Source organism: Phaeovulum molybdatiresistens (assembly GCF_023544865.1).
Classification (GTDB): domain Bacteria; phylum Pseudomonadota; class Alphaproteobacteria; order Rhodobacterales; family Rhodobacteraceae; genus Pontitalea.
The window spans coordinates 115,616-130,782 of record NZ_JAMJFX010000002.1 but is presented as its reverse complement, the minus strand read 5'-3'; the positions used below and the strand labels follow the sequence as shown (position 1 = coordinate 130,782).

Below are 15,167 nucleotides of genomic sequence, written 5' to 3'. Positions count from 1 at the left end.
GCAGTTTCCGCTAGCAAGACCCTGGCGCGCCGGGTCGCTGGCGGGCGTTGACCGTCACGGAGACGGATCATGCCACAGAAATCCTAAGTCGAGGTCACAAAAGACGCCCCCGCGCAGGCCACGCATTGGGACCCGTTCGCAGCCATGCGCCAGCAGTTCGACCGCATGATGCAGGATTTCGACTGGCCCGATTTCCGCTTTCCGCATCGGTCCGGCGCGGTCGATGCGCCGCGCGGGCTGTTTGCCGGGGCCACTGTGCCGATGCCTGCGGTCGATCTGGTCGAACGCGACGGAGCCTATGAGCTTCAGGCCGAATTGCCCGGCATGTCGCGCGAGGATATCGAGGTGAAGCTATCCGACGGGATGATGACGATCCGCGGCGAAAAAAGCGCGGAAACCGTCAAGGACGATGAAAACATCCATCTGCGCGAACGCAGCTATGGCGCCTTCCAGCGGTCGTTCCGTCTGCCTGCCGGCGTCGATGCCGACAAGGTCAGCGCCCGTTTCGACAAGGGCGTGCTGACGGTGACCCTGCCGAAAACAACCGCATCGCGCCAGAAAGAGCGCAAGGTGGACATTGCCGGCAGCTAGGGACGGGCGCGCAGGTCATCCAGCGTGCGGCGCACCTCATCATCGCTGACCTGATCGAAATGATCGTAATGCGCGCCCACCGCCCAGAAGGGCGCGGGCGTCACAAGGCAGATCAATTCATCGACCTGCGAGGCCAGATCGGCCACTGTGTCGGCCGGCGCAACCGGCACCGCCAGCGTGATCCGCGCGGCCCCTTGCGCCCGGACCGCCTGGATCGCAGCCCGGGTGGTGGCCCCGGTGGCGATGCCGTCATCGACCAGGATCACATGGCGGCCTTTGGGGTCCGGCACAGCACGCGACCCGATCCACAGATCATGGCGGCGGCGCAGCTCGGCCCGTTCGGGCGCGGCCAGCTCCTCAATCCGCGCGGGGCTGATATCGGACAGGCGCGCGACATCGCGATTCACCACCAGCGTCTGGCCATCGGGCCCGGCAATCGCGGCCAGGGCCAGTTCGCGCTGACCCGGCAGGCCGACCTTGCGCACCAGGATGATGTCCAGCGGCAGATCCAGCGCGCGGGCGACCTCGGCCGCGACCGGAACGCCACCGCGCGGCAGCGCCAGAACCAGCGCGCCGGTGCCGCGCAAATGCGCCAGACGGCGTGCCAGGGCCTGACCAGCGGCGGCGCGATCGGAAAAGCGTTCATCCATGGGCGGTCTCTGGGGGTTACGGCAAGGCACGTCTTGCGGTCTGGGTCTGGATGTCATCCAGCAAATGAGGGACCGCATGGGTCCGTCGGTTGCGGCTATCCACTAATCTTGTAATCTGCGTTATGTAAGCAAACTCGATCCAACGGCGCCATTACGGCACCAGAACCGTGCTTCCGGTGGTCTGCCGTCCCTCCAGCGCCTCATGGGCCTTTGCGACATCATCCAGCGCGAAGCGCTGCCCAATCTCAACCCGGATCTTGCCGGATGCGATCATGCCAAACAGATCGTCGGCCGCCTGCTGAAGCCAGCCCGGGCGCACCGTGTGATGGAACAAGGTCGGCCGCGTCAGCCGCAGCGATCCGCGTGCCAGATCACCGATGCGGAAATCCTGCGCCGGGCCTGACGATTGGCCAAAGCAGACCAGCGTCCCGAACCGTTCCAGCACATCCAGCGAACGCATCACCGTATCCGCACCGACCGAGTCATAGACCGCCGCGACACCCGCGCCATCGGTCAGCCGCTGCACCTCGGCCACGAAATCGGCGCTGCGATAGTCGATCACCGCATCATAGCCATGCGCCGCGGCCAGCGCGCATTTCGCGGGCCCGCCCGCAGTTCCGATCGCACGCGCCCCAAGCGCCCGCAGCCATTGGCCCGCAATCAGCCCGACACCGCCGGCCGCTGCATGAAAAAGCACGCAATCACCGGGCTTTACGGGATAGGAATGATGCAAAAGGTAATGTGCCGTCAGGCCCTTCAGCATTACCGCCGCGGCCGTTTCATCACTGATCGTGTCGGGCAAGACGACCGCCTGGGCGGCAGCCAGCACCCGGTGGCTGGCATAGGCGCCATTCGGGGTCGTATAGGCCACGCGCATTCCTGGGCGCAGGCTGACGCCGTCGCCCACCGCCTCGATCACGCCGGCCCCCTCGGACCCGGTGATCAGATCGCGCGCCACCGGCCAGGGATAGGCCCCGGTGCGGAAATAGACGTCGATGAAGTTCAGCCCCACCGCCGTCTGGCGGATCAGGATTTCGCCCGGGCCGGGCGCGGGCATGTCGATCGCGACGCGGCGAAAGCCAGTCGCGGGGCCGGGTGTCTCGATGGCAATGGCATAGGGCATCTGGGGCAACCTTGTGCAGGGGGTCAGGAAGGTTTTGCAACACCTTGAAAAGACGACGACTTCATGGCGTTGCCCCCTGCCCCGCGCGGAACAGACCGGCCGCCTTCGGGCCAAGGATGACAAGCCAACCCGCGCCGGTCAAGCATTGCCGCGCTGGACGGCACGGTCCGTTCTGCGCTAAGGGGGCGCAACCCCATCCCGCCCCCCCGCTACAGGAGCCCGCCATGACCCGCGCCCCGATGACCTTTGATCGCCGCATCAAGATCGCCCCGTCGATCCTGTCGGCCGATTTCGCCAATTTCGGCGCCGAATGCCAGGCGATCGAGGCGCAGGGCGCCGATTGGGTCCATGTCGATGTGATGGATGGTCATTTCGTGCCGAACATCACCTTCGGTCCCGCCACCTGCGCCGCGATCCGGCCGCATATCAAGGGCGTGATGGACGTGCATCTGATGATCGCCCCCGTCGACCCCTATATCGAGGCTTTCGCCAAGGCGGGTGCCGATGTGATCACCGCGCATATCGAGGCCGGCCCCCATATCCACCGCACGCTGCAGGCGATCCGCGGCGCCGGTGCCAAGGCGGGGCTGGCGATCAACCCCGGCACCGGGCTGGATGGGGTAGAAAACCTGCTCGACATGCTGGATCTGGTCTGTGTGATGACGGTCAACCCCGGCTTCGGCGGGCAGAAATTCATCGAAAGCCAGGTCGACAAGGTGCGCCGCCTGCGCGCGCTGATCGGCGAGCGCCCGATCCATATTGAAATCGACGGCGGCGTCACGCCCGAAACCGCGCCACTGGTGGCGGCGGCGGGCGCCGATGTTCTGGTCGCGGGATCGGCGGTGTTCAAGGGCGGCTCGGTCAGCGATCCGGCCCCCTACGGCGCCAACATCCGCGCGATCCGCGCCGCGGCCGAGGCCGCGCGCTGACCGGCCACGGCTGAGGCGCCGACCGAACAGGCCTTGCCCTGCGACAATCTGTCCGTCATATTCGCATCCGTGAATACCTGACGGGAGGACAGGCCATGACAATTTCCAGACGCACCATCTTGCGCGCGGGCACCGCCGGGCTGGCAGCGGGGCTGTTCGCGCCGCTGATGCCGCGGCGCAGCTGGGCGGCGACCACGCTGTCGCTGGGGTCTGCGCGCATCGACACGCTGTCAGACGGCAATTTGGTCCTGCCGATGAGCTTTGTCACCGATCACGAAGGCGCGGGCGCGGTGATGGCCGAATTCGGCCTTTCGGGGGATGCGGTCGAGCCGCCCTGCAACGTCACGCTGCTGCGCGATGGCACCAATACGGTGCTGTTCGACGTGGGTTCGGGCCATGATTTCATGCCCACCGCCGGCAAGCTGGCCGAGGCTATGGACGCGCTTGGCGTCACCGCCCAAGAGATCACCCATGTCGTCTTCACCCATGCCCATCCCGATCATCTTTGGGGGCTGCTGGACGAATTCGACGAACCGATCTTTGCCGATGCCACCTTCATGATCGGCAAGGCGGAATGGGATTACTGGATGGATCCGGCCACCGTGGACACGATCGGCACGGAACGTCAAAGCTTTGCCGTGGGCGCGCAGCGGCGCTTGTCGGTGCTGGAAGATCGCATCGTAACCTTCGGCGATGGCGAAGAAATCATCCCCGGTGTTGCCGCGCGCGCCACCTTTGGCCACACCCCCGGACACATGGCCTATGAAATCCGCAACGGGTCGGATGCCTGCATGGTGCTGGGCGACTGTATCGGCAACCACCACCTGGCCTTTGCGCGGCCCGACTGGATGTCCGGCTCGGACCAGGACCCGGATATGGGCATTGCCACCCGGGTCAAGCTGCTGGACCAGCTGGCGGCCGAACAGATGCGGATCGTGGGGTTCCACCTGCCGGACGGCGGCTTGGGCCGGGTTGAACGCGCAGGCGATGCCTATCGCTTCGTGGCCGAGGGGGCGTGATGAAATATTCCATTCTTGCCAGCCTGTTGCTGGCCGTTCCTGCGATGGCGTCCGAAGACATCCCGGATCAATACCCGCAATCGGTCCTGTATTCCAAACCCTATGAGGTGATCCCCGGCGTGTTTTCCGCGATCGGGGCCACCGCCCCGCCGACCTATGAAAACGCGGGCCATAACAACAACCTGTCCTTCATCGTGACGGGCGATGGCGTGGTGGTGGTGAATTCCGGCGCCTCCTACAAGCTGGCCGAGGCGCTGCATGCCGAGATTCGCGCCGTGACCGACCAGCCGGTGAAGCTGGTGATCAATGAAAACGGTCAGGGCCATGCGATGCTGGGCAACAACTACTGGATCGCGCAGGGCGTGCCGGTGCTGGCCCATGTCGACGCAGCGGCCGAATTCGCCCATGAAAACGGCACCGATCTGGCGTCGCTGAAAAACTATGCGCGTGAAAATGCCGAAGGCACCGATCCGATGGGCCCGACCGAAACCTTCACCGATCGCCATGTGGTCGAGATGGGCGATTTCACCATCGAGGTGCTGCACCTGGGCCCCGCTCACAGCCCCGGCGACACCCAGGTCTGGCTGCCCAGACAGTCGATGATGATTGCCGGCGACATCGCCTTTCAAGAACGCATGCCGCCAATCTTTGAGGGCACCTGCACCTCCTGCTGGATCGACACCTGGGAAAACGCCTTCGCGCCACTGGCCCCGACCTATGTGATCCCCGGTCACGGCCACCCCACCAACCTGGCCCAGGTGACGCGCTACACCCGCGACTATCTGGTCTATCTGCGCGAAAAGATCGCCCAGCATATGGATGAGGGCGGCGATCTGGCAGGCGCCTATTACGTCGACCAGACGCCCTATGCCCATCTTGACACGTTCGAGGAATTGGCGACCAAGAACGCCGGTGTCGTCTTTGCCGAGATGGAATTCGAATAAAGGAGCGTTCATGGCCGTCAGCCCCCCGGTATGCGATTTCGGCTGGAAGGCGCCGGGCTTCACCCTGCCCGGCACCGACGGGCGCGACTGGTCGCTGGATCAGATCGCCGGTCCGCGCGGCACGCTGATCATCTTCATCTGCAACCATTGCCCCTATGTGCAATCGGTGCTGGACCGGATCATCCGCGATGCGCGCGATCTGGCCGACTTGGGCATCGGCGTGGCAGCGATCTGTTCCAACGATGCCACCGCCTACCCCGAGGACAGCTTTGACCGGATGGTGGATCTGGCCCGTGACCGCGCCCTGCCCTTTCCCTATCTGCATGATGAAAGTCAAGCCGTAGCAAAGGCTTACGGGGCGATCTGCACGCCGGATTTCTTTGGCTTCAACGCCGATCTTGCGCTGCAATATCGCGGGCGGCTGGATGCCTCGGGCCGGCAGCCCGGGCCCCTTGATGCCCGCCGCGATCTCTATCAGGCGATGCGCCAGATCGCCGAAACCGGCCGGGGACCGGCCGATCAGATCCCCTCGATGGGCTGTTCGATCAAGTGGAAGGCGGCATGATCCTGGCTGACCGCCCCCCTTGTCGCGGGGCTGCTGAGCCCCTATCATATTCACAAGTTTAAATGTGTGGCGGCCCGCCGCCCGTCAGGAGGACCGGATGCTGAAACCCGAGGTCAAAGCCTTTTTCGACGAAGCCACCTTCACCGTCACCTTCGTGGTGAAGGACCCCGAAAGCACCGCCTGTGCCATCGTGGATTCGGTGCTGGATTTCGACTATGCCTCGGGCCGGACCGACACGAAATCGGCCGATGCGGTGATCGCCTGGGTGCGCGATCAGGGTCTGACAGTGGACTGGATCCTGGAAACCCATGTCCATGCCGACCACCTGTCCGCCGCGCCCTATATTCAGGAACGGCTTGGCGGCAAGATCGGCATCGGCGACCGGATCAAGGTTGTGCAGGACACCTTCGGCAAGATCTTCAACGAAGGCACCGAATTTCAGCGCGACGGGTCACAGTTCGACAAACTGTTCCAGGAAGGCGATACCTTCCGCATCGGCGCGCTGCAGGGCCATGTGCTGCACACGCCGGGCCACACGCCCGCCTGCCTAACCTATGTCATCGGGGATGCGGCCTTTGTCGGCGACACGCTGTTCATGCCCGATTTCGGCACCGCGCGGTGCGATTTCCCCGGCGGGTCGGCCGAGGCGCTGTATAACTCGATCCAGAAGATCCTGGCCTTGCCCGATGACACCCGCATCTTCGTCGCCCATGACTACAAGGCGCCCGGGCGCGACGAATACGCCTGGGAAACCACCGTGGCCGAGGAAAAGGCCCACAACATCCACATCGGTGGCGGCAAGACCAAGGACGATTTCGTCCGCATGCGCACCGAACGCGACGCCACCCTTGCGATGCCCCGCTTGATCATCCCCTCGCTGCAGGTCAACATGCGCGCAGGTCAGATGCCGCCGCCCGAGGATGACGGCAAGACCTACCTCAAGGTGCCCGTCAACGGGCTGTGACAGACTGCCCAGGCAGGGAGAAAGACATGGATTTGCGGCAGATTACGCCGGAATTTGCGGTGGCGCCGCAGATCACCCCCGAAGACGTGCCGACGCTGGCGGCGCTGGGATTTCGCACGATCATCAACAACCGCCCCGATGAGGAAATCGAGGATGCGTTGGACAGCGATGCCATGGCGGTCGCCGCCGAGGCCGCCGGGCTGGCCTATCACCACCTGCCCTATTACCCCGGCCAACTGACCCCCGATCTGGTCGAGGCCTTTGAATCCGTGATGCAGGATGTCGATGGCCCGGTTCTGGCCTATTGCCGGTCGGGAACGCGGTCCTCGCATCTGTGGGCCCTGATGCAGGCCGGGCGCATGGCGCTGCCCGATATCCTGCGCGCGGCACAGGCGGCGGGCTATGACCACACGGCACTGGTGCCGCTGCTGGAATCGCGTGCAGAGACCCGTTAAAAACACCCATCAAGCCCCCATGATCAAACGATATTTCCCGATTCTCACCTGGGGGCGCAGCTATTCCCGCACCGCGCTGGAGGCCGATCTGGTCGCCGCCGTGATCGTCACGATCATGCTGATCCCGCAGTCGCTGGCCTATGCGCTGCTGGCGGGTCTGCCGGCCGAGGTCGGGCTTTACGCCTCGATCGCGCCGCTGATCGCCTACACGCTTCTTGGCACATCGCGCACATTGGCGGTGGGGCCGGTCGCCGTCGCCAGCTTGATGACCGCCGCCGCCGTGGGCGAGATCGCGGCCCGCGGCACGCCCGAATACCTGGGCGCGGCGATCGCACTGGCCTTCCTGTCGGGGCTGATGCTGCTGGCGATGGGGGTTCTGCGGCTGGGCTTCATCTCGGCGTTCCTCAGCCACCCGGTGATCTCGGGCTTCATCACCGCCTCGGGCATCCTGATTGCCGCCAGCCAGATCAAGCACCTGACCGGGATCGAGGCGAACGGCAAGACGCTGCCCGAAATCGTGTCGGGCCTGGTCGAAAACATCGCAACGCTGAACCTGCCAACGCTGGTGATCGGCACCCTGGCCGCGGCCTTTTTGTTCTGGTCGCGCAAGGGCTTGCAGCCGCTTCTTCTGGCGCGCGGCCTGCGCCCGGGCCTGGCACGGCTGGGCGCGCGCACCGCACCCGTTTTGGCGGTGGCGGTCACGATCCTGCTCAGCTGGGGGCTGGGCCTGTCCGATTACGGCGTGCGCATCGTGGGCCAGGTGCCCGCTGGCCTGCCGGTGCCTGCGCTGCCGCCGCTGGACCTTGGGCTTTGGGCCGATCTGGCGATGCCGGCGCTCTTGCTCAGCGTGGTGGGCTATGTGGAATCGATCTCGGTCGCGCAGACGTTGGCCGCCAAGCGGCGCCAGCGCATCGACCCCGATCAGGAACTGATCGCGCTTGGCGGCGCCAATATCGGCTCGGCCCTGTCGGGCGGATTTCCGGTCACGGGGGGCTTTGCGCGCTCAGTCGTCAACTTCGACGCCGGGGCCGAGACGCCCGCAGCAGGCGCCTTCACCGCGATCGGCATGGCGCTGGCCACGCTGACGCTGACGCCCGCGCTTTTCCATCTGCCGCAGGCCACGCTGGCCGCGACCATCATCGTCGCCGTGCTGACGCTGGTCGATCTGCCCGCGATCCGGCGCACGCTGGCCTATTCGCGCGGGGATGGGATGGCGATGCTGGCCACGATCCTGGTGACGCTGGGCGCCGGCGTCGAAAGCGGCATCGGCGCCGGCGTCATCCTGTCGATCGCCATGCATCTGTGGCGCACCTCACGCCCACATTACGCGATCCTTGGCCAGGTCCCGGGGACCGAGCATTTCCGCAACATCCGTCGCCACCGCGTCGTCACCGTGCCGCAGGTGCTGTCGATCCGGGTGGACGAAAGCCTGTATTTCCCCAATGCGCGCTTTCTGGAAGACATGCTCTATGGCCGCGTCGCCGCCGAGCCCGCGATCCGCCATGTCGTGCTGAACTGCCCGGCGATCAACTTCATCGATTCCTCGGCCCTTGAGGCGCTGGAGGCGATGAACCAGCACCTGAAGGATGCCGGCGTCGCGCTGCACCTGTCCGAGGTGAAGGGCCCCGTGATGGACCGCCTGACTCGGTCCGACCTGATCACCCATCTGACGGGCCGCATCTTCCTGACACAATTCGACGCGCTGGCCGCCCTCGCCCCCGAAATCACCCATCAGACCCTGTCAGCGTCGCGCCAGGACACCACGCGCTAACCTTTTGGCCGGCCGGGGGATTTGAGTATTTCAGCCAAGAAGAACACCAGCTTGGCGTTTCTTCTTGGCTGAAATACTCAACGACGCCGCAGCCAGGCGCCACGCCCCCGGCGGGTGTTGTCACATAATCGCCATTCCTTTCGGACGAAAGCCGCCCCCTGACCTTGAAAAAGCCGGGTTCCCCCGCCAAAATTAAAGGATGGGTAATCCGATCGGACTAGGCTGGCCCGCATTGGATGACAGGGGTGGTGATGATCGATTATCTGGAAAAGCTGCTGTCGGCCCGGACCATTCAGGAAATTTGGTCGCTGCATTGCGACCGGATGGCCGAATTCGGCTTTGACCGCCTGCTTTATGGCTTCACCCGCTTTCGCACGTCGCAAGGCTTGGGCAATCTGGAAGACACGCTGATCCTGTCAAACCACGACCATGCCTATCTGGAAGGGTTCGTTGGCGACGGCCTTTACAACCACGCACCCATGGTCAAATGGGCCGCGCAGAACGAAGGCGCCTGTTCCTGGAGCAGGGTCGAGGCGCAGGTTCTGTCCGGCCAGCTGACCCAGACCGAACGCCGGGTGCTGGAATTCAACCTGCGCTTCGATGTCCGCGCCGGCTATTCGATTTCCTTCCCCGATGTCACGGTGCGCGCCAAGGGCGCAATCGGGCTTTGCGCCGCCCGCGGGATCACCCAGGCCGAGGTTGACCGGATCTGGGACCGCCATGGCCGCGAAATCATGGTGTTGAACAATATCGCCCATCTGCGCATCTGTTCGATGCCCTATGCTACCGCGCGCCGTGCCCTGACCCCGCGCCAGCGCGAGGTTCTGGAATGGGTGGCCGAGGGCAAGACCACAGCCGATATCGCCACGATCATGGGCCTGACCGCCGCCACGGTCGAAAAGCACCTGCGCCTGGCGCGTGAGGCGCTGGATGTCGACACCACGGCGCAGGCTGTGCTGAAGGCCTCGATGCAGAATCAGATATTCCTGTCGTCCAACGGGACCACCCTATCCCTGCCGCAGTGACCGTATTGTTGCCATATCTTCATGAAAAAGTCGGGAATTCCCGACTTTCTTTGGCGCGATATTAATGGTTTTTTAAATCATGTTCCGTGAGTGGTGGCGTTTGCCAGGAACGCTGGGCCGTTTGCGATGCCCCAGTATTGTAGGGGCAGACGAATGGTTCTTCCGGGAAACCGGATCTGGTCCTGTCAGTCGCATTTTCGGCTGGCAGGACCTTGTTTTTCGGGGCTTTGCACATCTGCCACCACCCGGTTCAGGCCACAGTGCCGGCGCACGAAATGCAAAGCGCCGCCCCAAGGGGGCGGCGCTGAAGATCGCAGGGGACCAGAGGTGATCAGGCGCCCTGGAGGGTCTTCGCCACTTCGGCGGCGAAATCCTCTTCCTTCTTCTCGATGCCTTCGCCCACGGCCATGCGCACATAGGCGACAACCTCGACGCCCGCATCCTTGGCGGCCTCGGCCACGGTGACGTCGGGGTTCAGCACGAATTTCTGGTTCAGCAGCGTCACTTCTTCCAGGAACTTCTTCATCCGGCCCGGGATGATGTTGTTCTGGATCACCGCTTCGGGCTTCGGCTTGGCCGAGGCCGCGTTTTCTTCCAGCGCCTTCTGGGTCTGGACCTGCAGTTCGCGTTCCACCACGGCCGGGTCAAGCGACGCTTCCGACAGCGCCAGCGGCGAGGTCGCGGCGATGTGCATCGCGATCTGCTTGCCGATGCCATTGTCGGCGCCCTTCAGCGCGACCAGCACGCCGATGCGGCCCAAGCCATCCGCCGCAGCGGTGTGGATGTAGGAGGCAACGGTATCGCCTTCCACGGCGGCCATGCGGCGCAGCGTCATGTTTTCGCCGATCGTGGCGATGGCGTCGGTCAGCGCGGTTTCCACCGTCTTGCCCGCCAGCGGCGCGGCCTTCAGGCCTTCCAGGTCGGAAACGCCCAGGGCGGCTTCGGTGATGCCACGGACCAGGCCCTGGAAATCGGCGTTCTTGCCGACGAAGTCGGTTTCCGAGTTCACCTCGACCGCGACGCCCTTGCCGCCGGCCACGGCCACGCCCACCAGGCCCTCGGCCGCAACGCGGTCAGCCTTCTTGGCGGCCTTGGCCAGACCCTTGGTGCGCAGCCAGTCAACGGCGGCTTCCATGTCGCCATTGGTTTCGGTCAGTGCTTTCTTCGCGTCCATCATGCCTGCGCCGGTGGATTCGCGCAGTTCCTTCACCATCTGGGCGGTGATCGCCATGTCGGCTCTCCTCGAATTTGAAAGGGTTTCGGGCGGGGATAACCCCGCCCGGTATCGTTTCGATGACGCGGGCTCAGGCCTCGGCGTCTTCCACGGCTGCCTCGACCGGCGCTTCGGTCAGCGCGCCCAGGTCGACGCCGGCGGCGCCCATCTGTGCGGTCATGCCGTCCAGCGCAGCGCGCGACACCAGATCGCAATACAGCGCGATCGCGCGCGAGGCGTCATCGTTGCCCGGGATCACATAGTCAATGCCCTTGGGCGAGCAGTTGGTGTCAACCACGGCCACAACCGGGATGCCCAGCTTGTTGGCTTCGTTGATCGCCAGGTCTTCCTTGTTCACGTCGATCACGAACAGCAGGTCCGGCAGGCCGCCCATGTCGCGGATGCCGCCCAGGCTGGCCTGCAGCTTGGCCTGTTCGCGTTCCATGCCCAGACGCTCTTTCTTGGTCAGGCCTTCCGCGCCCGAGGCCATCGCCTCGTCGATCTGCTTCAGACGCGAGATCGACTGCGACACGGTTTTCCAGTTGGTCAGCGTGCCACCCAGCCAGCGGTGGTTCATGTAATATTGCGCCGATTTTTCGGCGGCTTCGGCCACGGCCTTCTGCGCCTGACGCTTGGTGCCGACGAACAGCACGCGCCCGCCCTTGGCCACGGTGTCGCGCACGACCTTCAGCGCCTGGTCCAGCATCGGGACGGTCTGGGTCAGGTCGACGATGTGGATGCCGTTGCGGTCGCCATAGATGTATTCGGCCATCCGCGGGTTCCAGCGCTGGGTCTGGTGACCGTAGTGAACGCCAGCTTCCAGCAGCTGACGCATGGAGAATTCGGGAAGCGCCATATCCATTTCCTTTCCGGTTTGCGCCTGAGCGGGGCTTTCAGGGCTTGCGCCCAACCGGTGGACCTGTCGGGGATGTCTCCCCCGATAGGCCCGGCCCCGCCTGTGAAGTGCGCGCCCTTTAGCCCGCTTTGCCCCCCGACGCAAGCCCCTCCTGCCGCAAGCCCCCCTGCCGCAAGCCCCGGTCCCATGCGGCGCGGCGGTTTTGCCCCGTGACGATTTGCGGGCTTGCGCGGCGCGCGCGAAGCGGGCACCAAAAGCCCATGACATCGCAGATATCGCAACCTGACATCCTGTGCATCGGATCGGCCCTGTGGGACATCATCGGCCGCGCGCCGGTGCCCATGCAATGTGGCGAGGATGTGGGCGGGCGGATCACCCGCCTGCCGGGGGGCGTTGCGCTGAACATCGCGATGACGCTGGCGCGCTTTGGCCTGCGCCCTGCCCTGCTGACCGCGATCGGCCATGATGCCGAGGGCGATGAGCTGATCCGCGCCGCGGTCGGGCTGGGGATCGATTGCCGCCATGTCTGCCGCACCGCCGATCTGCCGACCGACCGCTACATGGCGATCGAGGGCACGAACGGCCTGATCGCCGCCGTGGCCGATGCCCATTCGTTGGAACAGGCCGGCGCGCGCATCCTGGCGCCCATGTCCGATGGCCCGCTGGGCCGCGCGAGCGCGCCCTGGACCGGGCCGGTGGCGCTGGATGGCAACCTGACCGGCCCGCTTCTGGCGCAGATTGCGCAATCGCCGCTGTTCAGCGCGGCCGATCTGCGCATCGTTCCGGCCAGCCCCGGCAAGGTGGCGCGGCTTTTGCCGCTGCTGGCCCAGCCCAATGCCACCTTCTACATCAACCTGGCCGAGGCGCGCATTTTGGCCCAGCGCCCCTTTACCTCGGCGGCCGAGGCCGCCCAGGGCCTTCTGGCGCAGGGCGCGCGGCGTGTTCTGGTGACCGACGGGGCGCGCCTTGTGGCCGATGGCGCCGCCCATGACGGTGCCGCACCCGTGCTGACCCATGCCCCGCCCCCCGTTCCCGTGGCCCGCGTCACCGGCGCGGGCGACACCTTCATGGCCGCCCATCTTGTGGCCGAACGTCAGGGCGCCGCGCGCGCCGAGGCCCTTGAACGCGCGGTTCACGCCGCAACCCGCTATGTATCCGGAGAGATCGCCCCATGACCCAGACCGCCCCCCGCGCCCACACGGCCCCGCTGACCTTCTCGCCCGAGGTGCGCGCCGCCCTAGACGCCGGCGCCCCGGTCGTGGCGCTGGAATCCACCATCATCACCCACGGCATGCCCTATCCGCAGAACCTTGAAACCGCCCGCCGGGTCGAGGCTGAATTGCGCGCGGCCGGTGCCGTGCCGGCCACCATCGCGGTGATGGGCGGTCGCATCCACATCGGCCTGACGGATGCGGAACTGGACCGCCTGGCCCGCGCCACCGATGTGATGAAACTGTCGCGCGCCGATCTGGCGGTCTGCCTTGCCGCGGGCAGCACGGGGGCGACGACGGTGGCCGCGACGATGATCTGCGCGCAACTGGCGGGGATCGAGGTCTTTGCCACCGGGGGCATCGGCGGCGTGCATCGCGGCGCGGACACCAGCTTCGACATCTCGGCCGACCTGTCGGAACTGGCGCAGACTGCGGTGACGGTGGTCGCCGCGGGCGCCAAGGCGATCCTGGATCTGCCCAAGACGCTCGAGGTGCTGGAAACCAACGGTGTGCCGGTCATCGCCTATGGCCAGAACGACTTTCCCGCCTTCTGGTCGCGCGAGTCGGGCCTGCGCGCGCCGCTGCGCGCCGACACCCCCGCCGAAATCGCCGCCGCCCACCGCATGCGCGCGGCCCTTGGCCTGCCCGGCGGCCAGCTGGTCGCCAACCCGATCCCCCCCGAGGCCGAGATCGCGCGCGCCGAAATCACCCCGGTGATTGAAACCGCCCTGGCCGAGGCCGAGGCCCAGGGCATCGCCGCCAAGGCGGTCACCCCCTTCCTGCTGCAACGCATCTTCGAACTGACCGCCGGTCGCTCGCTTCAGGCCAATATCGCACTGGTTCTGAACAATGCCCGCCTGGCCGCCGGCATCGCGCGGGAATTGGCGGCCGCGCAGGCAAACGCGCCAAAGCCCTGATCGGGGGCGGAAAATCCTGCCCCGCCCGGCCCCGCGATCCGTTGCAGAACAGACCCCGGCCCCCTAGATTGAACGGGCCCCGTCCCGCGGGCCCGTGCCGGAGTGCCGCCAGATGACCGAAGACGACCCCCACGCATCTGCCCCCCCGCCACCCGGCCACCGCCCGCGCCGGCGCGGGCTGTTTCACGGGCTGCGCAGCTCATTCCTGACCGGGCTGGTGGTGATCGCGCCCATCGGCCTGACGCTCTGGCTGATCTGGACGGTGACGGGCTGGATCGACGGCTGGGTTCTACCGCTGATCCCCGAACGCTGGCAGCCCGGGCAATATATCGGCATCGACCTGCGCGGCATCGGCGTGATCATCTTCCTGATCTTCACCATCTTCATCGGCTGGACGGCCAAGGGGCTGATCGGCCGCTCGTTGATCCGCTGGGGCGAAAGCATCGTCGACCGGATGCCAGTGGTGCGCTCGATCTACAACGGCCTCAAGCAGATCGCGGAAACCGTCCTCAGCCAGTCGGAATCGAAATTCGACCGCGCCTGCGTCATCGACTATCCCCGCCCCGGGTTGAAGGCAATCGCCTTCGTCTCGTCCACCGCCAAGGGCGAAATCGCGCGCCAAGCCCCAGAGGATGATCCGCTGATCTCGGTCTTTCTGCCGACCACGCCAAACCCGACCTCGGGCTTTTTGCTGTTCGTGCCGCGCTCACAGGTCACCTATCTGGACATGAGCATCGAGGACGCCGCCAAGCTGATCATCTCGGCCGGTCTGGTCTACCCGACTGCCAAGCCCCCCACGCCCAAGACCACAGTCCCGCGGCCTGAACCCCGGGGCTGACCCCCGCCCCCTTCGGCTTTGCGAAAATATCCCGGGGGGTAAGGCGCGGCACGCGCCAAGGGGGGCAGCGCCCCCCTTGCCCCATCGGCCACCCCT

General features: G+C 65.7%; 16 protein-coding genes. 12 read left to right on the top strand and 4 right to left on the bottom strand.

Translation table 11 applies throughout. The features are described 5' to 3' along the window. Positions 1-144 precede the first annotated feature (144 nt). Positions 145-591, top strand: coding sequence for an Hsp20/alpha crystallin family protein (locus MXB90_RS03000; RefSeq protein WP_250040862.1), 447 nt, complete (start codon positions 145-147; stop codon positions 589-591). On the opposite strand, the gene MXB90_RS02995 is transcribed toward MXB90_RS03000, so the two are convergent. Both MXB90_RS02995 and MXB90_RS02990 read right to left on the bottom strand, forming a co-directional pair. Further along, positions 588-1,241 (bottom strand): phosphoribosyltransferase, encoded by a 654-nt coding sequence (locus tag MXB90_RS02995; protein ID WP_250040860.1) that lies wholly within the window; start codon positions 1,239-1,241, stop codon positions 588-590. The two genes, MXB90_RS03000 and MXB90_RS02995, sit on opposite strands and share 4 nt — an antisense overlap. A 151-nt stretch (positions 1,242-1,392) precedes the next feature. After that, positions 1,393-2,364, bottom strand: coding sequence for a quinone oxidoreductase family protein (locus MXB90_RS02990; protein ID WP_250040857.1), 972 nt, complete (start codon positions 2,362-2,364; stop codon positions 1,393-1,395). Between the two features lie 239 nt (positions 2,365-2,603). On the opposite strand from MXB90_RS02990, the gene rpe reads away from it, so the two are divergent. The 8 genes from rpe to MXB90_RS02950 all read left to right on the top strand — a co-directional run bounded on the left by rpe (position 2,604) and on the right by MXB90_RS02950 (position 10,036). Further along, positions 2,604-3,293 carry a ribulose-phosphate 3-epimerase gene (gene rpe / locus MXB90_RS02985; protein WP_250041125.1) on the top strand — a complete coding sequence of 230 codons (690 nt, stop codon included), beginning with the start codon at positions 2,604-2,606 and terminating at the stop codon, positions 3,291-3,293. Positions 3,294-3,388: 95 nt separating this feature from the next. Next, on the top strand, positions 3,389-4,312 hold the full coding sequence (locus MXB90_RS02980) for an MBL fold metallo-hydrolase (protein ID WP_250040855.1): 924 nt from the start codon (positions 3,389-3,391) through the stop codon (positions 4,310-4,312). After that, the gene (locus tag MXB90_RS02975; protein WP_250040853.1) at positions 4,312-5,256 is read left to right on the top strand and encodes an MBL fold metallo-hydrolase; all 945 of its coding nucleotides are present in this window, start codon (positions 4,312-4,314) and stop codon (positions 5,254-5,256) included. Before MXB90_RS02980 ends, MXB90_RS02975 begins: the two co-directional genes overlap by 1 nt. 10 nt (positions 5,257-5,266) lie before the next feature. Beyond that, the gene (locus MXB90_RS02970; protein WP_250040851.1) at positions 5,267-5,821 is read left to right on the top strand and encodes a thioredoxin family protein; all 555 of its coding nucleotides are present in this window, start codon (positions 5,267-5,269) and stop codon (positions 5,819-5,821) included. A gap of 100 nt (positions 5,822-5,921) precedes the next feature. Continuing rightward, complete coding sequence (locus MXB90_RS02965; RefSeq protein ID WP_250041115.1) at positions 5,922-6,785, top strand: MBL fold metallo-hydrolase; 864 nt, start codon at positions 5,922-5,924, stop codon at positions 6,783-6,785. Between the two features lie 26 nt (positions 6,786-6,811). Further along, the gene (locus MXB90_RS02960; RefSeq protein WP_250040849.1) at positions 6,812-7,240 is read left to right on the top strand and encodes a TIGR01244 family sulfur transferase; all 429 of its coding nucleotides are present in this window, start codon (positions 6,812-6,814) and stop codon (positions 7,238-7,240) included. A gap of 19 nt (positions 7,241-7,259) precedes the next feature. Continuing rightward, on the top strand, positions 7,260-9,011 hold the full coding sequence (locus tag MXB90_RS02955) for a SulP family inorganic anion transporter (protein ID WP_250040847.1): 1,752 nt from the start codon (positions 7,260-7,262) through the stop codon (positions 9,009-9,011). A 251-nt stretch (positions 9,012-9,262) separates the two neighbouring features. Continuing rightward, positions 9,263-10,036, top strand: coding sequence for a helix-turn-helix transcriptional regulator (locus MXB90_RS02950; protein WP_250040845.1), 774 nt, complete (start codon positions 9,263-9,265; stop codon positions 10,034-10,036). A gap of 331 nt (positions 10,037-10,367) precedes the next feature. On the opposite strand, the gene tsf is transcribed toward MXB90_RS02950, so the two are convergent. Then, entirely contained in the window at positions 10,368-11,267 is a 900-nt protein-coding gene (tsf, locus tag MXB90_RS02945) for a translation elongation factor Ts (RefSeq protein ID WP_250040843.1), read from the bottom strand. Between the two features lie 73 nt (positions 11,268-11,340). Then, positions 11,341-12,111 carry a 30S ribosomal protein S2 gene (rpsB, locus tag MXB90_RS02940; protein ID WP_250040842.1) on the bottom strand — a complete coding sequence of 257 codons (771 nt, stop codon included), beginning with the start codon at positions 12,109-12,111 and terminating at the stop codon, positions 11,341-11,343. Between the two features lie 254 nt (positions 12,112-12,365). On the opposite strand from rpsB, the gene MXB90_RS02935 reads away from it, so the two are divergent. The 3 genes from MXB90_RS02935 (at position 12,366) to MXB90_RS02925 (ending at position 15,071) form a co-directional block, all read left to right on the top strand. Further along, positions 12,366-13,280, top strand: a complete 915-nt coding sequence (locus MXB90_RS02935; RefSeq protein ID WP_250040841.1) for a PfkB family carbohydrate kinase — start codon at positions 12,366-12,368, stop codon at positions 13,278-13,280. Beyond that, positions 13,277-14,233 (top strand): pseudouridine-5'-phosphate glycosidase, encoded by a 957-nt coding sequence (locus MXB90_RS02930; RefSeq protein WP_250040840.1) that lies wholly within the window; start codon positions 13,277-13,279, stop codon positions 14,231-14,233. The genes MXB90_RS02935 and MXB90_RS02930 overlap by 4 nt, the downstream gene beginning before the upstream one ends. Before the next feature lie 112 nt (positions 14,234-14,345). Further along, positions 14,346-15,071, top strand: coding sequence for a DUF502 domain-containing protein (locus MXB90_RS02925; protein WP_250040839.1), 726 nt, complete (start codon positions 14,346-14,348; stop codon positions 15,069-15,071). The last annotated feature ends 96 nt before the right edge of the window (positions 15,072-15,167 follow it).